At 74.4% G+C, this 24069-nt stretch carries 15 protein-coding genes, 3 pseudogenes and 1 riboswitch; of the genes and pseudogenes, 8 read left to right on the top strand and 10 right to left on the bottom strand.

The genetic code is table 11. The features are described 5' to 3' along the window. Positions 1–4: 4 nt before the first annotated feature. From ACZ6JS_RS17725 to ACZ6JS_RS17710, 4 genes and pseudogenes are all read right to left on the bottom strand, one after another. Entirely contained in the window at positions 5–2068 is a 2064-nt protein-coding gene (locus tag ACZ6JS_RS17725; protein ID WP_469298885.1) for a VMAP-C domain-containing protein, read from the bottom strand. Continuing rightward, positions 2065–3321: a hypothetical protein gene (locus tag ACZ6JS_RS17720; RefSeq protein WP_469298883.1), complete on the bottom strand. Its 1257-nt coding sequence runs from the start codon at positions 3319–3321 to the stop codon at positions 2065–2067. Before ACZ6JS_RS17720 ends, ACZ6JS_RS17725 begins: the two co-directional genes overlap by 4 nt. A 91-nt stretch (positions 3322–3412) precedes the next feature. Continuing rightward, positions 3413–3583 (bottom strand): annotated as a pseudogene (locus ACZ6JS_RS17715) (lipase); the annotation flags it as partial. Then, positions 3576–3905, bottom strand: a pseudogene (locus ACZ6JS_RS17710) (lipase); the annotation flags it as partial. The pseudogenes ACZ6JS_RS17710 and ACZ6JS_RS17715, both read right to left, overlap by 8 nt. A gap of 266 nt (positions 3906–4171) precedes the next feature. On the opposite strand from ACZ6JS_RS17710, the gene ACZ6JS_RS17705 reads away from it, so the two are divergent. The 5 genes and pseudogenes from ACZ6JS_RS17705 to ACZ6JS_RS17685 all read left to right on the top strand — a co-directional run bounded on the left by ACZ6JS_RS17705 (position 4172) and on the right by ACZ6JS_RS17685 (position 8367). After that, positions 4172–5131 (top strand): trypsin-like serine peptidase, encoded by a 960-nt coding sequence (locus tag ACZ6JS_RS17705; protein WP_469298881.1) that lies wholly within the window; start codon positions 4172–4174, stop codon positions 5129–5131. Between the two features lie 112 nt (positions 5132–5243). Then, positions 5244–5444, top strand: a pseudogene (locus ACZ6JS_RS17700) (TetR/AcrR family transcriptional regulator); the annotation flags it as partial. A gap of 145 nt (positions 5445–5589) precedes the next feature. Then, entirely contained in the window at positions 5590–6873 is a 1284-nt protein-coding gene (gene cbiE / locus ACZ6JS_RS17695) for a precorrin-6y C5,15-methyltransferase (decarboxylating) subunit CbiE (RefSeq protein ID WP_469298879.1), read from the top strand. Next, positions 6870–7619 (top strand): precorrin-4 C(11)-methyltransferase, encoded by a 750-nt coding sequence (gene cobM / locus ACZ6JS_RS17690; RefSeq protein WP_469298877.1) that lies wholly within the window; start codon positions 6870–6872, stop codon positions 7617–7619. The genes cbiE and cobM overlap by 4 nt, the downstream gene beginning before the upstream one ends. Further along, complete coding sequence (locus tag ACZ6JS_RS17685; protein ID WP_469298876.1) at positions 7609–8367, top strand: cobalt-precorrin-6A reductase; 759 nt, start codon at positions 7609–7611, stop codon at positions 8365–8367. The genes cobM and ACZ6JS_RS17685 overlap by 11 nt, the downstream gene beginning before the upstream one ends. Before the next feature lie 60 nt (positions 8368–8427). Here the strand turns inward: ACZ6JS_RS17685 and ACZ6JS_RS17680 are convergent, their stop codons facing one another. The 3 genes from ACZ6JS_RS17680 to ACZ6JS_RS17670 are packed head-to-tail and all read right to left on the bottom strand — an operon-like array spanning position 8428 to position 11826. Next, positions 8428–9927, bottom strand: a complete 1500-nt coding sequence (locus tag ACZ6JS_RS17680; RefSeq protein ID WP_469298874.1) for a precorrin-2 C(20)-methyltransferase — start codon at positions 9925–9927, stop codon at positions 8428–8430. Next, positions 9924–10571, bottom strand: a complete 648-nt coding sequence (locus ACZ6JS_RS17675) for a precorrin-8X methylmutase (protein ID WP_183069263.1) — start codon at positions 10569–10571, stop codon at positions 9924–9926. Before ACZ6JS_RS17675 ends, ACZ6JS_RS17680 begins: the two co-directional genes overlap by 4 nt. Before the next feature lie 4 nt (positions 10572–10575). Then, entirely contained in the window at positions 10576–11826 is a 1251-nt protein-coding gene (locus tag ACZ6JS_RS17670) for a cobalamin biosynthesis protein CobG (RefSeq protein ID WP_469298873.1), read from the bottom strand. A 414-nt stretch (positions 11827–12240) separates the two neighbouring features. Next, positions 12241–12368: riboswitch (cobalamin riboswitch) on the top strand. Between the two features lie 40 nt (positions 12369–12408). On the opposite strand from ACZ6JS_RS17670, the gene cobN reads away from it, so the two are divergent. Beyond that, positions 12409–16026 (top strand): cobaltochelatase subunit CobN, encoded by a 3618-nt coding sequence (gene cobN / locus ACZ6JS_RS17665; protein WP_469298871.1) that lies wholly within the window; start codon positions 12409–12411, stop codon positions 16024–16026. 133 nt (positions 16027–16159) lie between these two features. Here the strand turns inward: cobN and ACZ6JS_RS17660 are convergent, their stop codons facing one another. Both ACZ6JS_RS17660 and ACZ6JS_RS17655 read right to left on the bottom strand, forming a co-directional pair. Beyond that, positions 16160–16381 (bottom strand): hypothetical protein, encoded by a 222-nt coding sequence (locus ACZ6JS_RS17660; protein WP_030853833.1) that lies wholly within the window; start codon positions 16379–16381, stop codon positions 16160–16162. A gap of 91 nt (positions 16382–16472) precedes the next feature. Beyond that, the gene (locus ACZ6JS_RS17655; RefSeq protein WP_469298869.1) at positions 16473–17981 is read right to left on the bottom strand and encodes an immunity 49 family protein; all 1509 of its coding nucleotides are present in this window, start codon (positions 17979–17981) and stop codon (positions 16473–16475) included. A 446-nt stretch (positions 17982–18427) separates the two neighbouring features. Between ACZ6JS_RS17655 and ACZ6JS_RS17650 the strand changes: the two genes are divergently transcribed. Together ACZ6JS_RS17650 and ACZ6JS_RS17645 are read left to right on the top strand one after the other, a co-directional pair. After that, positions 18428–20455: an ATP-binding cassette domain-containing protein gene (locus tag ACZ6JS_RS17650; RefSeq protein ID WP_469298867.1), complete on the top strand. Its 2028-nt coding sequence runs from the start codon at positions 18428–18430 to the stop codon at positions 20453–20455. Between the two features lie 110 nt (positions 20456–20565). After that, positions 20566–22782: a terpene synthase family protein gene (locus ACZ6JS_RS17645; protein WP_469298865.1), complete on the top strand. Its 2217-nt coding sequence runs from the start codon at positions 20566–20568 to the stop codon at positions 22780–22782. A 46-nt stretch (positions 22783–22828) separates the two neighbouring features. Here ACZ6JS_RS17645 and ACZ6JS_RS17640 read toward each other — a convergent pair whose 3' ends face one another. Beyond that, positions 22829–24061, bottom strand: a complete 1233-nt coding sequence (locus ACZ6JS_RS17640) for a GNAT family N-acetyltransferase (protein ID WP_469298864.1) — start codon at positions 24059–24061, stop codon at positions 22829–22831. Positions 24062–24069: the final 8 nt, after the last annotated feature.

Here is a 24069-nt window from a genome sequence, read left to right as displayed (position 1 = left end):
GGGGTCAGGCCAGGGACCGGAAGCCCGGTATGTCGTCGGGATCGTCCCACAGGAGCACCAACTGGTCTTCCCCTGAGGGTTGTTGCGCGGCGCGTCCGGCGCTCGTAGCGGCGCCGGCGGCCGCCCGGCGCACTTCCCGCACGCGTGCGGGAAGTGCCAGTACGTCCAGTGCGCCGGGGTCCGGGCGGCCGTCCGGCCCGACCGGTGCGAGCAGGTCCAGGAGCGGGCGCGCCGGCGCTCCGCCCCCGCGCCGCCACACCGCGACCGGGACGCCGCCCTCGAGTACGGCTTCCAGCAGTCCGGCGTGCGGGGCTGCGGTGGTGTGGGCCAGGACGCACGCGGGTGCCGGCCGTTCGGCCAGCTCCATCCCCAGCGCGTCCGTGACCTCGGCCTCCCGGACCACCCGGACGGCCTCGGGGTGCCGGCCGCCGCGGGTGCACAGCCACCGCCAGCTGGTCTGCCATTCGGCCCGCGTGTCCGCGCGTTCCTGCGGGCACCGCACGACGACCTGGTGGAGCAGGCCGAGGGCGCGGTGCCGGCCGGCCGGACCGCGGGGCATCGGCCACTGGTCGAAGTCGGTGTCGAGCAGCTCGTACGGCACGTGGAACTCGATGCGGTCGACGCCGCCGCGGGTCCGCGGCCCTGCCTCGCCGCCGTCGGCCGGCGCAGCGCCGATGAGGGCGAGCTGCCGCCGGAGTTCCTCCCGTACGGCGTCCAGCCGCACGGGGGTGCCGTCCGACTCCCAGATCTGCTCGGTGCGTTCGCCGCTCAGCCACATCCGGGCCCGGAAACCGGGCCCGCCGTCCGGCGGCGGCTCCAGCCCGACGTGCACGACCGTCGTGCGCGCCGGGGGCGGGGGCGGGGGCAGCACCGGCAGGGCGAGCCGCTCGCGGGTGGCGTGCACCCAGTCCTTCAGCCGCCCTGCCCACGCCGCGTCGCCCCCCGTACCGGCCCGGTCCGCGAGGAACCGTACGAAGGGCACGGCCAGCGGCATCCCGCCGCGTCCGCCCTGGCGTTCGTCCAGGTCCTGGACGACTTCCAGGAGGCCGTCGCCCGGCAGGCCGCCGCCGACCGGGGTGGTGCAGCCGGCCGCCTTGAACGCCCAGGCGTAGGCCTCGTAGGCCCAGCGCGGCAGTTCGCGGCCTTCGAAGAGCTCGCCGAGGCCGTCCCAGGCCTGCTGGTCGAGCCGGGCCGCGCGGTGCGGCGCGAGGGCGGTCGGGTCGTCGTCGAGGAAGGAGCAGGCGTCCCAGTCCCGGTCGACGAGGAACTGCGGGAGCTGCCAGCCCCCGCCGCGTTCGCGCAGTTCCTGGAAGGTGCGGTGGATCCTGCGGGCGGCGGTCGGCAGCCCGCTGACGCTGTCCCGTACGGAGCGCGTGCCGAGTTCCGCGAGGAGGGCTTCGGTGAAGCGGCCTGCGCCGCGCTCGGCGTCGTTCTGCGCGGCCTCGCCCTCGCGGGAGGCGTAGAGCCGGAACTGCCGGCGTCCCGGCACCGAGTTCCCGCCGCCGTAGTCGGTGCTGCCGAAGTTCCAGCGGGCGTCGCGGGGCACGTCGACCCGGCAGGAGTCGACGAGTGCGGCCTGGAGCGGAAAGCTGCGGTGTTTGACGAGGTCGGTGCGCCACCAGCGCAGCGCCGAATCGAGGTTGAGGTGCCGGATCTGGCTGGGGCGGGCATCGGCGCAGGGCAGCATCAGCTCCTGGCGCGGCCCGAGGTAGCCGTGCCCGGCCCAGAAGATCCACAGCAGGTCGCCGTCGCACTGGGGGAGTTCGTCGAGCAGCGCCGTCTTGACGTTCTCCTCGGTCGCCGGCCGGTACGCGGTCCGCAGGGCGGCCATGGCCGGGGAGTCCGGCCAGTCGAGGGCGTCGGGCTCGTCGAGCGGGGACAGCAGGAGCCTGAGGTTGCCGGCCGGCACCTGGGCGGGGCCGGTCAGCCACTGGGCGAAGCGCAGGGCGTCGCGGGCCGGGCCGCGCAGGTTCCAGCGGTGGCTGATGTCGTAGCGCTCGACGCCGGCGACGAGCGCGAAGGTGCGCTGCGGGCCGAGGGCCGGGGGCAGGAAGTCGGCGGGGATCACCCGATCTCCGCTTCGGCCACCGCCTGTTCGATCCGTTCGTAGAGGGCGTCCTGTTTCCAGTAGGCGCTGTGGCAGGCGGGGAAGGGCTGGCGGCTGCCGATCTCGTGGTCGGTGATGCGCGGATCGCCGGGGAAGACGGGTGCGGCGAGGTAGGACAGCACGTCCTGGCGGTCGTAGACGTTGAGCCAGCGCGGGAAGCCGTACGGGAGCTTCGCGCCCGGTTCGAGCGAGGTCAGGGCGCCGAGCTCGTAGAGGAAGGGGGCCTGGGAGCCGACGGTGACGAGCAGTTCCGCGCCGGGGGCGGCTTCGCCGCGGGCGGCGGCGAGGGCGAGGAGGTCCACGAGGGCGATCCCGCCGAGGCTGTGGCCGATGAGCACGGTCGGCCCCGGGGCGGCGGCGATGCGGGCGAGCAGGAACTCCCGCAGCTCGTGGCCGCGGGCCTGGTAGCGCAGGATGTCGCCGAGCGCGGGGGTGGCTCCGGCCGTGAGGGAGCCCCGCCGGGCGTTGAGCAGGGGCTGGGTGGTGACCCGCAGGGCGAGCCGGCCGAGGAAGGCGGCCGCGCGGGCTCCGGGCACCCGGGCGTCGCCGCCGAGGCGGGTGGTGAGCAGCTCCACGAGCCGGTCGCGTTCGGCGCCGGTGCAGAGGGCGTCGGCTCCGGCGGCGGCGAGCGTGCCGGCGGCCACGGCCCGGGCGAGGGCGGTGGCCAGCTCCCGCGCCTGCGGTTCGCCGGTGGCGCGTCCGGCGGCGCGTGCCGCCTCCGCGGAGCGGGCGGCGGCGTCCAGGGCGGCGGGGTAGTCCGCGGCGAGGCCGGTTCCGTGCAGCAGGGCGCCGAGCTCGTCCCCGGGATGGGGCGGCGCCGGGGGTAAGCCGGCCAGAGTTGCGAGCACCCGGGTACCGGCGGGCTGTACTCCGGGCATCGCGAAGGCGTCGTCGTCCCCGCCCTCGGGCCCGCCGGGCCAGCCGGCCTCGGCGAGGACCCGGAGTTCGCACAGGGGGTCGGCGAGCAGCAGGGCCCATTCGGCCGTCTCCGCGTCGATCCCGTCGGGCGTGTGCGGTGCGGCTCCCGCCGCGGGTTTCAGGCCGGGTACGGACCGGCCGCCGGCGCCGAGGGTCGCCCCGAAGCGGTCGCCCCAGTAGCAGGAGTCGACGGCGGCCTCGGGGAATCTGGCCGTCAGCCGCTCGGCGACCAGGGCGAAGAGCCGGTCGTGCCGTTCACGCCGTACGCCCGTGCCGTGGACAAAGAGAAAACGCATCGCCGCCCCGCCCCCCTCGTGCAGTCGCCCCTCCGCCCCGGCACGATAGCGCCGAGCGTGCAAGAGGCGGTAGGGAACGCCCGGTTCCGCCTCACCGGGCCCAGGCTGAGCCGAATGCGTGTGCGGCGAAGCGCTCGCCGATGCGGCGGTGCCCGGCGGCGTCGGGGTGGAGGCCGTCGGGCAGCGGCAACTCCGCGTGGTCGGCCTCCCCGTACAGGGTGCGCCCGTCGAGGTGGTGCAGGTGGGGGTCGTCGGCGGCGCGCGCGGCGGCCGTCGACCAGCAGCTCGTACACGGCGTCCGGGGGTTGCGGGGCTCCGCGGTAGACCGTCGTCGTGGCGAGGACGTCCAGTTCGACGGTTGTGGCCCTGGTACGGAAGGCCAGCCGCACGCCGGCGGGCTGGGCGACGACCTCGGTGAGTTCGGCGGGGGCTTGGCGGCGGGCCCGGGCGGGCAGCCGGTACGGCAGAAGGCCGTGGTCGGTGCGTTCCGCTTCCAGCGCGCCGCGCAGGAGTTCCGGCCCGACCGGGGTGGTGACCGGGCCGGGAGTGCCGTCGGGGGATGCGTTCTGGGGCAGGTCGTCCATCCCGTCACCCTGCCCACTGCAGGCGTCTTCCCGCATCCGGTTTCGGGGCGGGCCCGGCCGGGGCCTGCCGGGCGGGCGGCGGCCGGTGCGGCCCCAGCACGGCCCGTACGGCCCTTGGCGGCCGGGTGGCATACGCAGGCCAACTCATGCCACGCACACGGCGGGAGGCTCGGTTGTGAGAACGGACACGTCCCGGCCTCGGAACCCGGGCCGCGCTCCCCCCATCGAACCGAGAGTCGGACGCGTACGCGGGCGGGAGGGGCCACATGTCCAACAGGGTCGAGGGGCGGGAGCGGGGCCGGACCGCGGCGTGGGGCGGCGTGGCCGTCGGCCTCGTGTGCACCCTGGTCCTGGCCGGGGTCGGGTACGTCGCCTGGGAGCTGCGCGGCATCGCCGCCACCCGGGCGGACGGCGATCCCGCCCGGGGCGTCTACCAGCAGGACCCCGAACGTGCCGACCGGACGGCGTCGGCCGTGCTCGACGGGATCGTCCGCGAGGACCCGGAACCCTCCACGGACGGCAAGGCCTTCGCCGGGGGCGGTGCGGTGAACTGGCGCTCCGCCGGCTGGGAGCCCTCCGATCCGCTTCAGGCCCGCCCCGCACCGGCCGAACCCGCGATCGGGGCGCTCTTCTCCCCCGGCAGCGACGGCGACCCCGACCACCACTGCTCGGGCGTCGTGGTCCACTCCCCCGGCGGCGACCTCGTCGCCACCGCCGCCCACTGCGTGCACGCCGGCGGCTTCCGCACCAACCTCGCCTTCGCCCCCGGCTACCGGGACGGGATCGCACCGTACGGCGTCTGGGTGCCCACCCGTATCGACGTGGACCCGCGCTGGACCGCGGACCAGGACCCCGACTACGACATCGCGTTCCTCCGACTGCGCCGGCCCGGATACCCCGGCCAGCGGCTGGAGGACGTAACCGGCGCCACGACGATCGCCTTCGGGACCGGACTTCCCGTGCCCGCACGGCTCGTGGGCTATCCGAACTTCTCCGAGCAGCCGCTGGACTGCCGGACCACCGCCCGCCCCGCCGGTCCGACACAGCTGCGGCTGGACTGCGCGGACGTACCCAACGGAACCAGCGGCGGCCCGGTTCTGACCGACGGGCACACCCTCGTCGGGGTGATCGGCGGACGCGACGGCGGCGGCGACGACGAGACCTCGTACAGCATCCGGTTCGGCGACGGCATACGCGCCCTCTACGAGCGTTCCGCCCACTCCTGACCCGCTCCCGTGTGCGCTCCCGTTCCGGAGAGGTCCGGCCGTTTCAGCGGATTGCCAGGCTCCGTCCACACTTTCCGCATCGCGGCACCAGGCACACCGACGGGACCGGCGCATGTCTCCTGAGCAACAACGCGGCGAAGCCACCGTCGACCTGCTGCTGACCACCGCGCTGCGGGTGGTCGCGCGGTCCGGCCAGCAGGGCGTCACGGTGAACGCGGTCGTCTCGGCCAGCGGGGTCGGCCTCGGCAGCCTCTACCACCACTTCGGCAGCTTCGACGGCCTGGCCGCCGCGCTCTACATCCGCTGCATGGGGTGAAGTCGTACCTGCGCTCGGTGGGCCACCGGGGCGGAACCCGGGGTGTGCCGAGACTCTCAAGGGTGGGCGCGGGCGGCGGAGCCGCAGGCCAGTAGGCTGCGGGTCCGTCCTCTTTCCCCTTCCCGCCCCGAGGTACAGCGCAGTGAGCTCCGCACCGCCCCCCATACCCGTGACGGTCGTCGGCCTCGGCGCCGACGGGTGGGCCGGGCTCACCGCCGGCGCGCGGTCGTCGCTGTCGTCGGCCGAGGTCCTGATCGGCGGGCCGCGCCAGCTGGACCTGCTGCCCGCCGCCGAGTGCCCCGGTCGGCGGGTGGCGTGGCCGAGCCCGCTGCGGCCGGCCGTGCCGAGGCTGATGGCCGAGCACGCCGGGCGCCGGATCGCGGTGCTGGCCAGCGGTGATCCCATGTTCTACGGGATCGGCCGCGCCCTCGCCGAGGAGCTCGGGCCGCACGCCCTTCTCGTCCGCCCGCACCCCTCGTCCGTCTCCTACGCCTGCGCCCGCCTGGGCTGGCCGGTGGAGGACACCGAGGTGGTCACCGTGGTGGGCCGCCCGACGGCCCGGCTGGCGGCCGCGCTGTACGACGGTCGCCGGGTGCTGGTGCTCAGCGCCGGAGCCGCCTCCCCGGGAGAGATCGCCGCCCTGCTGCGCGAACGGGGTTTCGGCCCGAGCCGGATGCGGGTGCTGGAACAGCTCGGCTCCGAACGCGAGGACGCGTACGAGGGCACGGCCGACGGCTGGGACCACGCGCCCGGCGACCCCCTGAACGTCGTGGCCGTCGACTGCCGCCGGGACCCGGCCCACGACGGGCCGCGCCTGGGCGCGACCCCCGGCCTGCCGGACGCCGCCTACGAGCACGACGGCCAGCTCACCAAGCGCCACGTGCGCGCCGCGACCCTGGGCGCGCTCGCCCCTGCCCCCGGTGAGCTGCTGTGGGACATCGGCGGCGGCTCCGGCTCCATCGGCATCGAGTGGATGCGCACGCACCCCTCGTGCCGGGCGGTGGCCGTGGAGCGGGTCCCGGAGCGGGCCGCGCGGATCACCCGCAACGCGGCGGCGCTCGGCGTGCCCGGCCTGCGTGTCGTCGTCGGAGCCGCGCCGCAGGCGCTCGCCGGACTTCCGGCCCCCGATGCGGTCTTCATCGGCGGCGGGCTGACCGCTCCGGGCCTGCTCGACGCGGTGTGGGCCGCGCTGGCCCCCGGCGGCCGGCTGGTGGTCAACACCGTCACCCTGGAGTCGGAGGCGGTCCTGGCCGACCGCTACCGGCGCCACGGCGGCGACCTGGTGAAGCTGGCCGTCGCGCACGCCGTGCCGGTCGGCGGCTTCACGGGCTGGCGGCAGGCCATGGCGGTCACCCAGTGGTCGGTGACGAAGCCGGCTACGGCAACCCGGACGGACGCGGACACCAAGGAGAAGGATCAGACATGACCGTGTACTTCATCGGCGCGGGCCCCGGCGCCGCCGACCTGATCACGGTGCGCGGTGCCCGGACCCTCGCCGCCGCCCCGGTCTGCCTGTACGCGGGCAGCCTCGTGCCGCGCGAGCTGCTCGCCGAGTGCCCGGCGGACGCCCGCCTCGTCGACACCTCGCAGCTGAACCTGGACGAGATCGTCGCCGAGTGCGTACAGGCCCACGAGGCGGGTCGGGACGTGGCGCGGCTGCACTCCGGCGACCCGTCGATCTTCAGCGCGGTCGCCGAGCAGATGCGCCGGCTGGACGCGGCCGGCATCCCCTACGAGGTCGTCCCGGGCGTGCCGGCCTTCGCCGCCGCGGCCGCCGCCCTCAAGCGGGAGCTGACGGTGCCCACCGTCGGCCAGACGGTGATCCTCACCCGGATCGCCCAGCAGGCGACCCCCATGCCGCCCGGCGAGGACCTGGCCACCCTGGGCCGCAGCGGTGCGCTGCTCGTCCTGCACCTGGCCACCCGCTACGTGGACCGGGTGGTCGACGAGCTGCTGCCGCACTACGGGGCCGAGTGCCCGGTCGCGGTGGTGGCGATGGCCAGCCGCCCCGACGAGCTGATCCTGCGCGGCACCCTCGCCGACATCGCCGGCCAGGTGAAGGGGGCCGGGCTGGTCCGCACCGCCGTCATCGTGGTCGGACGTACGCTCGGCGCGGAGCAGTTCCGCGACAGCCACCTGTACTCCCCCGAGCGCGACCGGCATGTCTGCTGACGGGGCTGCGCCCCACGTCCTGATCCTGGGCGGCACCACGGAGGCCCGCCGCCTGGCGGAGGAGCTGGCGCGGGACCCCTCCTACCGGGTGACGACCTCCCTGGCGGGGCGGGTCACCTCGCCCGTGCTGCCGCCCGGCGAGACGCGGATCGGCGGCTTCGGCGGGCCCGGCGGACTGGCGGCATGGATCGGCGCGCACGGCGTCACCCGGGTCGTGGACGCCACCCATCCCTTCGCGGAGCGCATGAGTTTCAACGCGGCCGCGGCGGCGGCGCTTTCGGGCGTACCGCTGCTCGCGCTGCGCCGCCCCGGCTGGCAGCCCGGCCCCGGTGACGCGTGGACGTTCGCAGACTCCCTGGCCGGGGCCGCCGGCCTGCTGCCGGGCCTCGGCAGCCGGGTGTTCCTGACCACCGGCCGGATGGGCCTGCACACCTTCGCGGGTCTCGACGGCCTCTGGTTCCTGGTGCGTTCGGTGGACCCGCCGGCCGGGCCGGTCCCCACGCGACTCGAAGTCCTGCTGGCACGGGGCCCGTTCACGCTGGATGACGAACGGGAGCTGCTGGCCCGCCACCGCATCGACGTCCTGGTGACGAAGGACAGCGGCGGCTCGGCCACGGCCCCCAAACTGGCAGCCGCCCGCGAGGCCGGCATCCCGGTCCTCGTGGTGCGCCGCCCCCCGGTCCCGGAGGGCGTGGCGGAGGCGGAATCGGTGGCCGCGGTACTCGGCCTGCTGCGCCAGCAGGCGTGAAGGGGCCGGGCCCGGGGTGGGGAAAGCACCCCGGGCCGAGCCACCGGTCGGGCTGCCCGGTCACGGGTAGCGGCGCGGCGTCCACGTGATCCGCGACCCGTCGGACCGCTCGGTGACCTGCGTCTGCGAGGAGCCGATCAGCAGGATCGTGCGCATGTCGACCTCGGACGGCTGCAGTTCGGCGAGCGTGACGATCCGCACCGACTGCTCGGGGCCGCCCACGTCCCGGGCGACGACCACCGGGGTCTGCGGCGAGCGCAGTTCCAGCAGCAGTGCGCGGGCCTGGGCCACCTGCCAGGTCCGGCTGCGCGAGCCGGGGTTGTAGAGGGCGAGCACCAGGTCGGCCGCGGCGGCGGCGCGCAGCCGCTCCGCGATGACCTCCCACGGCTTGAGCCGGTCGGACAGCGAGATCGTCGCGTAGTCGTGGCCGAGGGGGGCGCCGGCCGCGGCGGCCGCCGCGTTGGCTGCGGTCACGCCCGGCAGGACCCGTACGGGCACGTCCTTGTACTCCGGCTGCCCGGCGACCTCCAGGACTGCCGTCGCCATGGCGAAGACGCCCGGGTCGCCGCCGGAGACCACGGCCACCCGCTTGCCGCGGCGGGCCAGGTCGAGGGCGAACTCGGCGCGCTCCGACTCCACCTTGTTGTCGGAACCGTGCCGGACCTGGCCCGGCTTGACGGGCACCCGGTCCAGGTACGTCGTGTACCCGACCAGCACCTCGGCGTCCGCGAGGGCACGCCGGGTCTGCGGGGTGAGCCACAGCGGTCCGGCCGGGCCGGTGCCGACGACGACGACCTCCCCGGGGCCGGACGGCACGCTGCCCGGGTTGCCGATCCGGCTGGGCACCACGGCGACGGCGAAGTACGGCACGCTGGCGGCGTCGGTGTCGGCGAGGACGCCGGTGCGCTCGCCCTCCATGGTGGCGCGTTCGACGTAGCGGGCCTCGGCGAGCCGGCCGCTGTTCTCCATCGCGCCGCGCACGGCGGGGAAGGTCCGGCCGAGCTTCATCACGACCGCCGAGTCGGTGGCGGCCAGACGGGCGGTCAGCTCCTCCTCGGGCAGTGTGCCGGGGAGGATGGTCAGGACCTCCTCGCCCTCCACGAGCGGGGTGCCGAGCCGGGCGGCGGCGGCGCTGACCGAGGTGACACCGGGAACGACCTCGGTGTCGTACCGGTCGGCGAGCCGCTTGTGCATGTGCATGTACGAGCTGTAGAAGAGCGGGTCGCCCTCCGCGAGCACGGCGACGGTGCGGCCGGCGTCCAGGTGGGCTGCCAGCCGGGCGGCGGCGGCCTCGTAGAACTCCTCCATCGCGCCCTGGTAGCCACCGGGGTGGTCGGTGGTCTCGGTGGTGACCGGGTAGACCAGCGGCTCCTCGATGTGGGTGTCACGCAGGTGCTTCGCGGCGATCGAGCGGGCGATGGACCGGCCGTGGCGGGCGCTGTGGTAGGCCACGACGTCCGCCTCGCCGATCACCTCGACGGCCCGCAGGGTCATCAGATTCGGGTCGCCGGGGCCGAGCCCGACCCCGTAGAGGCGGCCCTTGGGCTGGGCGTCGCTCATTCGGCCACGCTCGCAATGGCGTTGAGGGCGGCCGCGGCGATGGCGCTGCCGCCCCGGCGGCCGCGCACGACGAGGTGGTCGAGGCCGGACGGGTGGGCGGCGAGGGCGTCCTTGGACTCGGCGGCGCCGATGAAGCCGACGGGCACGCCGATGACGGCGGCCGGGCGCGGCGCACCCTCCTCGATCATCTCCAGCAGCCGGAACAGCGCGGTCGGCGCGTTGCCGACAGCGACCACCGAGCCCTCCAACAGGCCCCGATCGCGCCACACTTCGAGGGCGGCGGCGCTGCGCGTGGTGCCCATCCTCGCGGCGAGCTCCGGGACCGCCGGGTCGGAGAGCGTGCAGATCACGTCGTTGTCGGCGGGCAGCCGCTTGCGGGTGACACCGCTGGCGACCATCTGGACGTCGCACAGGATGGGTGCGCCCGCCTCCAGCGCGGCGCGGGCGCGCAGCACCACCTCGGGGGTGTACCCCAGGTCCTGCGGGAGGTCGGTCATCCCGCAGGCGTGAATCATGCGCACCGCGACCTGGGCGACCGAGGCGGGCAGCCCGGAGAGATCCGCCTCGGCGCGGATCGTGGCAAAGGACTGGCGGTAGATCGCGGCGCCGTCCTTCTCGTACTCAAACACGGTGTACTCGCTCATTTCTTCACTGCGTCTTCGGACTCTGGGGTGATGAGGTGGTCTCGCGTGCGGCCGTGAGGGCGGCCGCCAGGTCCGGCCGGTGCGGCAGGCTGCGTCCGCCCACGGAGAGCCGGTATCCGTCCTGGGTGGCGAGGGCGTCCACCCACTGCGTTCCCCGCGGGTGGCCGCACCGGCGCTCGCAGCCGGACCAGTGCACGGGCAGCGGCCCCCGCGCCCGTTCCACGAGGGCGCGCGCGTCGGCGCGTACGTCCGCGAGGGACTTCGCGCAACCGGGGCGCCCGGTACAGGCGGTGACGGACCGCCAGGGGCTGTCCGCGGAGACGACGAGTCCCGCGGCCGCCAGGGGGGCCGGGTCCGGGGCGCCCGGGAGGACGACGGTGCGCCACGGGGTGATCCGCATGCCGTCGCCGCTCTCCGCTGCCCGTACCAGGACCCTCCACTGGTCGCTGCTCAGCCGGCCGAACGGGGGCAGGACGCAGAGGGGATCGTGCGGGCCGGGCGGCGGCGGGGCGGTGTACGGCCAGTCCACCTCGGGGGCGCGGGCCGTGTCGATGCCCGCGGCGGCCAGGCGGACGGCGAACTCCCGCTCCTCCAGGGTGTGTCCGGGAGGCAGCTCGGCCACGCGCCAGGCTCGGGTACCGGCCGCGTCCGCGGCGTCGAGGAAGTACTCGGCGGCGAGCAGCGCGGCCCGCGGGGCGTCCCGCGCGGCGACGGCCACGGCGCCGGCGGCCGCCCCGAGGCGTACCAGTGCCCGGTCGCCGGGCCGCCCGAGCACGGTGATGTCGGGTTCCAGGGCGGCCACGTCCCCGCGCCCGTCGTCGACGGCGAACAGGAACCGGCCGGACAGTGCGGTGACGCGGGCGTTCGCGCACAGCAGCCGGTCGAGCTCGCGCACCTGGGGCAGGACGTCCTGCGATGCCGGGGTGGCCACGATGTTGCGTACGCGTTCGTGCCCGGGCGCGGGCAGCAGACCGGCGGCGTCCAGCAGCGCGGCGAGGCCGGCGCCGCAGCCGTCGGAGAGGCCTCGCAACTGCACGTTGCCGCGGGAGGTGAGTTCGAGGTGCCCGTCGCCGAACCGGTCGGCGGCCGACGCGAGGAGCGAGGCCTGGTGGGCGGTCAGCGCCCCGCCGGGGATCCGGACGCGCGCGAGGTGCCCGTCGTCCGCCGGGTGGAGCCTGAGCGCGCCGGGGCAGGCGTCACCACGGTCCCGTATGACGGGTTCGTCCCGCGATACGGCGGAGGGCGGCTGGGGCATGGCGGCGAGCATACCCACGTTTCCCCTCACCGGAACTGTGTCCGCCGCCACCCTCCGTCACGCGCCGCCCGCTCTCAACCCCATCCCCCCGCCCCGCCGCTCGGTCCACCCCCCACCGCCCGGACCCGCCCGCCGGCCACTTCGGCCCCTCCGGCCCCGTCGCCCCCTCAGCCCCCTGTGAAGCCCGCCGGCCCTGCCGGTCCCGATGGCACCTTCCCGCCGCCCCGCCCCCTTCCGGTCCCGCCGGCACCTTCCAGCCCCGCCGGCGTCTCAGGCGCGGGGGTCCGGGGGCAGAGCCCCCGCGACGGCGCCGCACCCGTCCACCGCACCCGCCCACCGCACCCCGCCCCACCGGCGGAGCCACCCCCACTCCCGACCACCACGAACGCCACCTAGGATGACCCTCCGGCGGCCCATACGGTCCGCCGTCGCCGAGGACGGCGACATGGGAGGAAGCCCGGTGCGAATCCGGCGCGGTCCCGCCACTGTGAACCCGGCAGCGCCACTGGGCCGGGTGAGTCAGGAACTCCCGCTGTCCTCACTGCCCGGGGCGCGGAAACCCCGAGGAAGGCCTGCCGCCGCATGATCCTGCTGCTGTCGACGTCCGACACCGATCTGCTCAGCGCTCGCGCAGCGAACACGGCGGACGCCCCCGTCCCGTACCGGTTCGCGAACCCCTCCCGCCTTCCCCTCGACGACCTCCCCGGCCTCCTCGAGGGTGCCGACCTGGTCGTCGTACGCCTCCTCGGCGGCCTGCGGGCCTGGCAGGACGGCCTGGACCTGCTGCTGGCCCCCGGCCAGACCCGCCCGGTCGTGGTCCTCACCGGCGAACAGGCGCCGGACGCCCAGCTGATGGAGGCCTCGACGGTTCCGATCGGCATCGCGGCAGAGGCGCACGCCTACCTCGCGCACGGCGGCCCCGCCAACCTCGAGCAGCTGGCCCGGTTCCTCTCCGACACCGTCCTGCTCACCGGCCACGGCTTCGAGCCGCCCGCCGCCGCCCCCACCTGGGGCCCGCTGGAGCGCACCGCACAGCGGACGGACGGCCCCGAGGTCGCCGTGCTCTACTACCGCGCCCACCAGATGAGCGGCAACACCGGTTTCGTGCACGCGCTCTGCGAGGCCGTCGAGGCCCACGGCGCCCGGCCGGTCCCGCTCTACGTCTCCTCCCTGCGCAGCCCGGAGCCGGAGCTCGTCGCGGCCCTGGGCTCCGCGGACGCGGTCGTCACCACCGTCCTCGCGGCCGGCGGCACCAAGCCCGCCACCGCCTCGGCGGGCGGCGACGACGAGTCCTGGGACGCGGGCGCGCTCGCCGGTCTCGGCGTGCCGATCCTGCAGGCCCTGTGCCTGACGGGCTCCCGAGCCGCCTGGGAGGAGAACGACGAGGGCCTCTCCCCGCTCGACGCGGCGACGCAGGTGGCCGTGCCCGAGTTCGACGGGCGTCTGATCACCGTCCCGTTCTCCTTCAAGGAGTTCGACGAGGACGGCCTGCCCGCGTACGTGGCAGACCCCGAGCGGGCCGCCCGGGTCGCCGGGATCGCCGTGCGCCACGCCCGGCTGCGCCACATCGAGCGCCGCGACAAGAAGATCGCCCTGGTCCTCTCCGCGTACCCGACCAAGCACTCCCGCATCGGCAACGCGGTCGGCCTGGACACCCCGGCCAGCGCGGTGGAGCTGCTGCGCACCCTCATCGCCGAGGGCTACGACTTCGGCCCGGTCACCGAGATCCCCGGTCTGGTCTCGGGCGACGGCGACGAGCTGATCCGTGCCCTGATCGAGGCCGGCGGCCACGACCAGGACTGGCTGACCGAGGAGCAGCTGGCCCGCAACCCGGTCCGCATCCCCGCCGCCGACTACAAGCGCTGGTTCGCCGAGCTCCCCGCCGAGCTGCGGGGCAGCGTGGAGGAGCACTGGGGCGAGGCCCCGGGCAGCATGTTCGTGGACCGCTCGGCGAACCCCGAGGGCGACATCGTCCTGGCCGCCCTGCGCCGCGGGAACCTCCTGATCCTCATCCAGCCGCCGCGCGGCTTCGGCGAGAACCCGATCGCGATCTACCACGACCCCGACCTGCCGCCCTCGCACCATTACCTGGCCGCGTACCGCTGGATCCAGGCGCGCGCGGAGGACGGCGGCTTCGGCGCCGACGCGATGATCCACCTGGGCAAGCACGGCAACCTGGAGTGGCTGCCGGGCAAGAACGCGGGCCTGTCCGCGGCGTGCGCACCCGACGCCGCCCTCGGCGACCTGCCGCTGGTCTACCCGTTCCTGGTCAACGACCCGGGTGAGGGCACCCAGGCCAAGCGCCGTGTGCACGCCACCCTGGTCGACCACCTGGTGCCGCCGATGGCGCGCGCGGAGTCGTACGGCGACATCGCGCGCCTGGAGCAGCACCTGGACGAGTACGCCCAGATCTCCGCGATGGACCCGGCGAAGCTGCCGGCGATCCGCGCCCAGATCTGGACGCTGATCCAGGCGGCGAAGCTCGACCACGACCTGGGTCTGGAGGAGCGGCCGGACGACGACGGCTTCGACGACTTCCTGCTGCACGTCGACGGCTGGCTGTGCGAGGTCAAGGACGCCCAGATCCGCGACGGTCTGCACGTCCTGGGCGGTGCCCCGACGGGCGAGGCCCGGGTCAACCTCGTCCTCGCGATCCTGCGCGCCCGCCAGATCTGGGGCGGTACGACGGCCCTGCCCGGGCTGCGCGAGGCCCTCGGCCTCGACGAGTCGAAGGCCACCCGTACGTCCGCGGACGACATCGAGGAGCAGGCCCGCGCCCTGGTCCAGGCGATGGAGGACGCCGACTGGGCGCCGGACGCCGTCGCCTCGGTCGCGGCGGACCAGCCGGCGGACGTCGCGGAGGTGCTGTCCTTCGCGGCCCGCGAGGTGGTCCCGCGCCTGGCCGGCACGACGGACGAGATCGCGCACGTGGTCGCGGCCCTGGACGGCCGGTTCGTCCCGGCCGGCCCCTCGGGATCGCCGCTGCGCGGCCTGGTCAACGTCCTGCCGACGGGCCGCAACTTCTACTCGGTCGACCCCAAGGCCGTCCCGTCCCGCCTGGCGTGGGAGACGGGCCAGGCCCTGGCGGACTCCCTGCTCACGCGCTACCGCACCGACAACGGCGAGTGGCCGGCCTCGGTCGGCCTGTCCCTGTGGGGCACGAGCGCGATGCGCACGGCGGGCGACGACGTCGCGGAGGCCCTGGCGCTGCTCGGCGTCCGGCCGGTCTGGGACGAGGCCTCGCGCCGCGTGACCGGGCTGGAGGCGATCCCGCTCGTGGAGCTGGGCCGGCCCCGCATCGACGTGACGCTGCGCATCTCGGGCTTCTTCCGCGACGCGTTCCCGCACGTGATCGGGCTGCTGGACGACGCGGTCCGGCTCGCCGCCTCGCTGGAGGAGCCGGAGTCCGAGAACTACGTCCGCGCGCACGCCCTGGCGGACCTGGCCCTGCACGGGGACGAGCGCCGCGCGACGACCCGCATCTTCGGCTCGCGCCCGGGCACGTACGGGGCGGGCATCCTCCAGCTGATCGACTCCCGCGACTGGCGTACGGACGCCGACCTGGCGGAGGTCTACACGGTGTGGGGCGGCTACGCCTACGGCCGAGGCCTCGAAGGACGGCCCGCCCGGGACGAGATGGAGACGGCCTACAAGCGGATCACGGTCGCGGCGAAGAACACGGACACCCGCGAGCACGACATCGCGGACTCGGACGACTACTTCCAGTACCACGGCGGCATGGTGGCCACGGTCCGCGCCCTGCGCGGCACTGCCCCCGAGGCGTACATCGGCGACTCCACCCGCCCGGAGACGGTCAAGACCCGCACCCTGGTCGAGGAGACCTCACGCGTCTTCCGCGCCCGCGTCGTGAACCCGAAGTGGATCGAGGCGATGCGCCGCCACGGCTACAAGGGCGCCTTCGAGCTCGCGGCCACGGTCGACTACCTCTTCGGATACGACGCCACGACGGGCGTGGTCGCGGACTGGATGTACGACAAGCTCACCGAGACGTACGTCCTGGACCCCGTCAACCGCGCCTTCCTGGAGGAGGCCAACCCGTGGGCCCTGCACGGCATCGCGGAGCGCCTGCTGGAGGCGGAGTCCCGCGGCATGTGGGAGAAGCCGGACCCGCAGGTCCTGGAGTCCCTGCGCCAGGTGTACCTGGACACCGAGGGCAACCTGGAGGGTGAGGCGGAGTAGCCCGCCGGCTGTCCCCGTCGACGGCGAAGGCCGTCCTTCCTCCGCTTCAGCGGGTGGGGAGGACGGCCTTCTCACGTGCGGCCTTCTCCGGTCGGATCCGCGTACCCCGAGTACCCGCACCGCCGGAGGGCGACTACACCTTGACGGTCTGGTTCAGCGCGACGAGCGCCTGCGCCCACCGTACGTACTTCAGCTGCCCGAAGTCGGCGACGGTCCTGACGCCGAACGCCTCGTGCAGCAGCTCGCCGTCCTTCTCGCTGACGCCCTTCAGCGCGGCCACGGGAGCGGCCAGCACGTCGGCCAGCGGCTTGTCGGCCCACGCCTTGTCGAGCACCTTGTCCAGATCGATCGCCATGAGTGTCCCTCCGGGAACATCGACACCACATACGCGGGCAAACCTAACCCAATCGGACAATCAGCTCGGGCTGCGGCACGCCGCCGGTGCGTCAGGAGATGTCCTCGACCCTCTTGCCGTCGACGAGGTACCTGGGCAGGTACGGCAGCCGCTCCAGGTCGAGCGGAAAGCCCTGATCGTGGGCGAGGCAGGCCATGGCGAGCGGTCCGAGCGCCACTCGGGCGCGCGGCGCCCCGGACTCCCCCCAGTAGCCGCCGTGTTCGGCGAGGGCCTCGGTGAGCGCCTCGCCGAAGGCCTGGTGGTCCCGGGTGAAGAGGCGGTGGAAGAGCGCGACGGGCTGGTAATCGACGCGGTTGACGAACTCGTCCGGAGAGTGGGTCAGCGCCTCGGGCAGGGACGCCTGCATGGTGGCGAGCAGCTTCTCGACGACCGCGTCGCCAGGGCCGCCGGAGAGGTAGGTCTGCAGGGTGTCGATCCAGTGCAGGACGTAGGCGTCGACGGTGTCGTCCTGCCGCAGCGTCTCCAGCGGGACCCTGCACAGCCGGGCCACCCGGTCGTGCGCGCGGCAGGCGAGCGCGAGGTGGAGGGCGTCGAGCCAGGCGCGGGCGTCGGCGGGCGGGGCCGCCGGCGTGGCGGGCAGCCGCAGGGTGTTCGCCTCGCCCAGGTACCACTGCTCCGGCCCGGAGCCGGTGAACAGCGCCGTGCCGAGCCGCACGGCCGTCTCCCACGCGTCCCACGTGTCGAGTTCGGACACTACGGGATCGGTGATGCAGCGCACATGGGCCAGCGCCAGGGCCGACGCGAAGGCGTCACCCAGCCCCGACGGGTCCTCCGCGAGCCGTGCCACGGACTCGATGGTCGTACGGGTCAGGTGGGCCGGATCCGGCGCGGGCCGGTCAGCGGCGATCCGGCCGGCACGGTCGAGCCGTACCAGGCCCTTCATCAGAGCGACCAGCTCCTGCGGCGGCTCGAGCGACAGCGTGCGCGTGTCCTCGTCGACGACCGTGAGCGAGGTCAGACCGCCCCGGTGCCACCAGTACACGCGCGGCGACAGGCGCCCGGGCCCGTCCTCGTAGGCACCCAGGGCGTACATCGCCAGGTCGTTGACGGCTTCCGCCACCGAGCCGTCGGCTATCGGGTGGAAGGCCAGCAGGTGCCGGGTGGGGACGACGACGAGGGCGCCGGCGGACGGCAGCGGCTCACCGGTGACCTGCCGCGCGAGTTCCCCGAGGTACAGCGCCTTGGAGGCCACGAAGTGCGAGTCGCCGTAGACGGACTGCAGCGTGGCATGTCCCTCGAGGGATATCTCCTCGTGTGTGACGGGCACCCGCATCAGGTTGTCGTACGCCGCCTGCCCCAACTCCTCGATCCCGACGCGCTCCACGTCGCCGTCGGTGAGGGAGCGCACGCTGGTGGGCCCGTCGAGGGCGTAGGCGAAGACCAGCTCGTCGGCCACGACCCGGGCGTACCGCATGCCGCCGGCGGCCTCCGGCGTGATCAGCCCCACGGGCAACAACCGCGCGTGCACCCCGCGCAGCAGCTCCTCGACGCTCTCGCCGCCGTGACCGGCGCTGGATTCGGATGAGTTGTCTCGATTCACCCCCGAACCCTATGAGAAACCCTCCACCTTCAGCCCACTGACCCCGACCCCTGCCCCACGCCGGTCCCCCTCCCGCTCGGCCGCCACGAGCACCGGATCGACCGCCTCGAACGACTCCCCCGCGTCTACGGAGGCCGTCTCCCCCACCCGGGAGGCGCCCTCCGCCGTGTTCGACTGCGGCCCGGTCCCGCGCGGCGGGCGCAATCCCTCGAAGGGGGGCATCGACACCTCCGGGTGGTTCGAACGCCCGGTCACCGCGCGGCGCCTGGGGTCGGGGCGGGCGTCGCAACTGTGTGCGGGCGTTCGTTCCCCACGGGCCGTGACGCCGCTCTGAACAGCCACGTTCTTCCGGCGTCAGTTCGCAGCCGCAGCGCCTCGGGAGGAATCTTGCGATCCGTGCACGTTCATGTGGTGTTCGACCCGGCACCGGGCGGAGGTGGCCGCGCATGAGGCTCCTCAAGCGGCCCACGGCCCTCCAGCCCGCCGTCTCGGCGAGCGAGCGGCGGCTCTTCGGCGGGCCCCTGCGCTACGACGCCGGCTGGTCCAACCACGACTACGCCCGCCTGGAAGGCCGGCTCCTGTCCACCCTGCGCTCCATGCCCCGCATGGTCGCCGGGACCCTCCGGCTGGCGTGGGACACCGACCGTCCCGCCCTGCTCACCGTCGCCGCCGCCGAGGCCGGGCAGGGCGTCACCTCCGCCGTCGGGCTGCTCGTCCTCAGCGAGGTGCTCCGTACGCTCCTCGGCGCGGGCACGCCCGCCGAGCGGCTGCACGCCGCCGCGCCGGCCCTGGCCGCGGGGGCGCTGGTCGCCGTACTGGGCGCCGTGCTGGCCTCCCGGTCCACGGCGGCCGCCGGCCGGCTGGAGCCGAAGGTCGAACGCGCGGCGCACGAGCAGTACCTGAAGGCCGCCGTCGAGGTGGAGCTCGAGGCCATCGAGGACGGCGAGTTCAGGCGGCTGCTGGACAGCGCCCAGTGGGGCCCGCCCTCGGCCCGCCGTACCGTCGGCGCCTGCGTGAGCACCCTCGGGGGGATCATCTCCCTCGTCGCCACCGCCGGGGTGCTGACCGTGCTGCACCCGCTGCTCCTGCCCATGCTGCTGCTGATCGCCGCCCCACGCGGCTGGGGCGCGATGCGCGTGGCGCAGCGCCGCTACCTGTCCGTCATCACCTGGGTCGAACACGTACGGGCCGCCCGGCTCATCGGCCAGCTTCTGATCTCCCGTACGTCGGCCCCCGAGGTACGCGTCCACGGCGTCGGCCGCTACCTGCTGGGCCACTACCGCAACATGGCCGAGGTCGCCGAGACCGAGGCCACCCGCCTGGCCAAGGACAAGGCGGCCACCGAGCTGCTCGCCGCCGCGCTGTCCGGCGCCGCGGCGCTGGTCACCTACGGGGCGATGGTCGCGCTCATCGTCACCGGTCGGATGGACCTCGCCGTCGCCGGTACCGCCGTGATCGCGGTGCGCACCGGGTCGGCGAGCCTGGGCGCGCTCGTGGCCACCACCAACACCCTGCACGAGGAGTCTCTCTACGTACGGGACCTGGAACGCTTCGTCGCCGAGGCCGCACGGCGGGCCATCCCGGACGGCGGGCTGCCGCTGCCCGAGCGGCTGGGGACGGTACGGCTGGAGGACGTCCGCTTCAGCTATCCGGACCGGGACGAGCCCGCGCTCGACGGGATCTCCCTCACCGTCGAGGCGGGCACGGTGGTGGCGCTGGTCGGCGAGAACGGCTCCGGCAAGAGCACGCTGGTCAAACTGCTCGCCGGACTGCACCTGCCCGACTCCGGTTCGCTGACCTGGGACGGGGTCGAGGTGCGGGACGCCGACCGGGAGCAGGTCTTCGACCGGGTCGCGCTCCTCACCCAGGACTTCGAGCGGTGGCCGGTGACCGCCCGTACCAACATCGCCATCGGCCGGCCCGGGGCGGAGGGGTCCGAGGAGGCGGTCGAGCGGGCGGCGGAGGTGGTCGCCGCGGCCCGGTACGCGGGGGCCGACCGGGTCGTGGAGAAGCTCCCGCACGGCTACGAGACCCTGCTGGCACGGGTGTTCAGGGGCGCCTCGGAGCTCTCCGGGGGCCAGTGGCAGAAGTTCGGGCTGGCCAGGACGCGCTTCCGGGACGCCCGCGTCATCGTCGTCGACGAGCCCACCTCGGCCCTGGACCCGGAGGCGGAGATCGCCGCCTTCGACAGCATCCGGGGGCTCACGGGGCCGCAGCGCGCCGTCGTCCTCGTCACGCACCGGATGTCCGGGGTGCGGTACGCCGACGTCATCTACGTGCTCCACGAGGGGCGGCTCGTCGAACAGGGCTGCCACGAGGAGCTGTTGGCGCTCGGCGGCCGGTACGCGTCGATGTTCCGGATGCAGGCCGAGCAGTTCGCCCAGCACCCCGTGACGGAGCGGCCGCCCCGTCCCGGGGCCGCCCCTATCCCCCGGCAGGCGGGCGCGTCGCCCAATGACACGTCCGTCACCTGATGCGGTGAACTCCGCCTTGGCCCGCGGACGCCACGGGTAGGGCACTGCTGATCTCTTGTGGGGGCCGGGCCACCGGCCCCCACACCTTTGGACGAAGGGCCCACCACGCCGTGACGCAGCCGTTCCGACTGCCGGATTTCTACGTGCCCTATCCGGCGCGACTCAACCCCCACCTGGAGGAGGCGCGGGTCCACACCAAGCAGTGGGCGCGCGACTTCGCGATGCTGGAGGGTTCCGGCGTCTGGGAGGAGAGCGACCTCGACTCGCACGACTACGCCCTGCTCTGCTCCTACACCCATCCCGACTGCGACGCCGAGGCGCTGTCGCTGGTCACCGACTGGTACGTGTGGGTCTTCTTCTTCGACGACCACTTCCTGAAGACCTTCAAACGCTCGCAGGACCGCGCCGGCGCCAAGGCGTACCTCGACCGGCTGGCCGCCTTCATGCCGATGGACCTGGCCCAGGGCTTCCCCGAGCCCACCAACCCCGTCGAGGCGGGCCTCGCCGACTTGTGGCGGCGAACCGTTCCCTCGATGTCGGCGGACTGGCGGGAACGGTTCTCCCTGTCCACGAAGAACCTCCTCGACGAGTCGATGTGGGAGCTCGCCAACATCCACATCGGGCGTGTGGCCAACCCCCTCGAATACATCGAGATGCGCCGCAAGGTGGGCGGGGCCCCCTGGTCGGCCGGCCTGGTCGAGTACGTCGCCGCCGAGGTTCCGGCGCGCGTCGCGCACTCGCGGCCGCTCGGCGTGCTGCGGGACGCCTTCTCGGACGCGGTCCACATCAGGAACGACCTCTTCTCCTACGAGCGCGAGGTCGCCGAGGAGGGCGAACTCTCCAATGCCGTCCTGGTCCTGGAGACGTTTCTCGGCTGCACCACCCAGGAGGCCGCGGAGGTCTCGGGCGACCTGCTCACCTCCCGCCTCCAGCAGTTCGAGCAGACCGCTCTGCACGAACTGCCGCAGCTTTTCGCCGACTTCGCCCTGGAACCGGCGGAGATCGCGGCCGTCCTCGCCTACACCAAGGGCCTGCAGGACTGGCAGTCCGGCGGCCACGAGTGGCACATGGTCTCCAGCCGCTACATGAACAAGGAGGCCAGGGCGTCCGCCCCGGTCGCCCTTCCCTTCATGCCGTCCGGGCTCGGCACCAGCGCCCTCGATCTGCGGTCGGTCTTCAACCGGCGCTCGATGGAGCTGCGCCGCCGCTCCTTCACCCACGTCCCCTTCGAACGTACCGGGCCCTCCGTGATCCCCGAGATCTACATGCCCCACCGGCTCAGCCTGAGCCCCCATCTGGCGCACGCGCGCGAGGAGTCGGTGGCCTGGGCGCGGCGGACGGGCCTGCTGGATCCGCAGCCGGGCGATCCCGGTTCGGTGATCTGGAGCGAGGAGAAGCTGCGCGGCTACGACTTCGCGGTCTGCTCGGCCGGACTCGACCCGGACGCCACACCGGACGAACTGGCGCTCAACGCCTGCTGGCTGACCTGGGGCACGTACGGGGACGACTACTACCCGGTGGTGTTCGCGCAGACCAGGGACCTGGCGGCGGCCAAGGCGACCACGGCCCGGCTGATCTCCATGCTCCCCGTCGACCACGCCCAGCAGCCGCAGCCGTCGACCGCGCTGGAGCGCGGACTCGCCGACCTGTGGGTGCGCACCAGCGCCGGCATGCCGGTGCGGCAGCGCGCCGAGTTCCGGGCGACGCTGGTGGAGATGCTGGAGAGCTGGCTCTGGGAGGTGGACAACACGGTCCACCACCGCATCCCGGACCCGGTGGACTACGCGGAGATGCGACGGCGCACCTTCGGCAGCCGTCTCACGATGTACCTGTGCCGGCTCGGCCACCAGGGCCGGGGCATTCCCGAGGAGATCTACGCCACGGGGACGATCCGCTCGTTGGAGAACGCCGTCGCCGACGCGGCCTGCATGATCAACGACATCTACTCCTACCAGAAGGAGGTGGAGTTCGAGGGCGAGGTGCACAACCACATCCTGGTCACACGGAACTTCTTCGACATCGGCTACCCGGAGGCCCTGCACATCTGCCACGCGCTGATGACCCAGCGCACCGAGGAGTTCGAGCACATCGTGGCCGCCCAGTTGCCGGTGCTCTACGACGACTGGCAGCTCGGCGCGGGGGCCCGGGCCGCCCTGGACGCGTACGTGCAGGAGCTCGCGGACTGGCACGCCGGCATCCTCAACTGGCATGCGACGATCCGGCGTTACCGGCCCGAGGACCTGACCCGGCCCGACTGCGGCCTGGCCGGCGCGGTCCTCGGTTCCGGCTTCGGCATGGCCGCCGCCAGGGTCTCCCTGCCCGCGTGAGTCCGGTCCGGCGGTGGGGCCGCGCCCGGCCCCACCGCCGGCGCCCTCAGAACTCGTCGCCCGTGTGCGGCAGTACGGGCGTGCGCAGGGCGTCGTCCAGCGCCGCCGCCGCTCCGGGCGTGCGCTCCTGCACCAGCCCGGCCGCCACGAGCTCGGCGACCCGGGTCCCGCCCAGGTAGCAGGCGGCCAGCTCGCGCACGTCGAGGGCCAGGTCGGCGGGGCCGTCCGCGTGGCCGTACGTCGCCCCGTGCGGCCCGGCCTTGAGCCGGTAGCGCCCGGCGTTGTCGGGCAGCCGCGCGTCGTGCACCTCCAGCACCAGCTCCACCGGCGCGGCCCAGGACCGCGCGGTCAGCGCGGCGCGTACGTCGAGCAGGCGCAGCCAGAGCGCCGGGAACTGGGCGGTGACCCTCACCTGGTCCCGGTCTGCGGCGAAGTGCAGCAGGGGGTCGTCGGCCGGGCGGCCCCACGCGCAGACCTTGCCCGTGAGGTCCAGGGCGGCCACGCACTCCCAGAGGGCGGCGGCCACCGCCGGGGTGTCCGCCTCCAGCTCGTCGACGCGTACCAGGCCGGGGGTGCGGGCCGCACCACCGTCGGCCTCCGGCTTGGTGCGGTAGATCACGTAACCGGCGATGGGCTCGCCCGGGTCGCCCAGGACGATGATCCGGGGCGGGCTCAGCTCCTCGTCCTCCTCGTCCTGTTCGGTGAGCCACTCGTCGCGCCAGCGCTCGGGGCTGCGGGCGGGGCGGCCGGGCCGGCCGGCGCGGGCGGCCTCGTGGAAGGGGCCGATCACGTCGACGGCGTCCTCGGGGTCGACGAGGCGCAGCGGGCGCCGGTCCGGGTCGATGCGCAGGGCGAGCGGCCGGGTGGAGTCGATCTCGACGGTGGCGCCGGTGGTGGCCCCGCCGTAGCCGAAGCGGCCGTAGATCGCGGCCTCGGAGGCCCAGAGGGCGGCGATCGGGCGGCCGGCGTCGGCGGCGCGCCGCATCATCCGCGTCATCAGCCCGGTGAGCACACCGCGGCGCCGGTGAGTGGGGGCGACGCAGACGAAGGTGAGCCCGGGGCAGGGCAGGTCCGCCCCGGGCACCGAGAGCCGGAAGTCGTGCGCGGCCATGAAGCCGACCAGGACGTCCCCGTCGTAGGCACCGATCCGGTCGCAGCGTGCGAGCAGCGCGTGGTGCCGCTCGCGGGCCTCCTTCTCGGGCCGGTCGTGGAAGACCAGGTAGGCGAGCTCCAGGGCCCGGTCGATGTCGGCCTCGGGTACCTCACGGATGTCCACCATGATCGCGA

It is taken from the genome of Streptomyces sp. NPDC046349 (assembly GCF_055587885.1).
The sequence above is the reverse complement of the archived record's forward strand: the minus strand, read 5'-3'. Positions and strand labels throughout refer to the sequence as shown.

Coding starts and splice junctions, on each gene's coding strand:
- ACZ6JS_RS17640 (WP_469298864.1), bottom strand. CDS start 24,061: ATGGTGGACATCCGTGAGGTACCCGAGGCCGACATCGACCGGGCCCTG.
- ACZ6JS_RS17685 (WP_469298876.1), top strand. CDS start 7,609: ATGTCTGCTGACGGGGCTGCGCCCCACGTCCTGATCCTGGGCGGCACC.
- ACZ6JS_RS17720 (WP_469298883.1), bottom strand. CDS start 3,321: ATGCGTTTTCTCTTTGTCCACGGCACGGGCGTACGGCGTGAACGGCAC.
- ACZ6JS_RS17680 (WP_469298874.1), bottom strand. CDS start 9,927: ATGAGCGACGCCCAGCCCAAGGGCCGCCTCTACGGGGTCGGGCTCGGC.
- cobM (WP_469298877.1), top strand. CDS start 6,870: ATGACCGTGTACTTCATCGGCGCGGGCCCCGGCGCCGCCGACCTGATC.
- ACZ6JS_RS17660 (WP_030853833.1), bottom strand. CDS start 16,381: ATGGCGATCGATCTGGACAAGGTGCTCGACAAGGCGTGGGCCGACAAG.
- ACZ6JS_RS17650 (WP_469298867.1), top strand. CDS start 18,428: ATGAGGCTCCTCAAGCGGCCCACGGCCCTCCAGCCCGCCGTCTCGGCG.
- ACZ6JS_RS17705 (WP_469298881.1), top strand. CDS start 4,172: ATGTCCAACAGGGTCGAGGGGCGGGAGCGGGGCCGGACCGCGGCGTGG.
- cobN (WP_469298871.1), top strand. CDS start 12,409: ATGATCCTGCTGCTGTCGACGTCCGACACCGATCTGCTCAGCGCTCGC.
- ACZ6JS_RS17670 (WP_469298873.1), bottom strand. CDS start 11,826: ATGCCCCAGCCGCCCTCCGCCGTATCGCGGGACGAACCCGTCATACGG.
- ACZ6JS_RS17675 (WP_183069263.1), bottom strand. CDS start 10,571: ATGAGCGAGTACACCGTGTTTGAGTACGAGAAGGACGGCGCCGCGATC.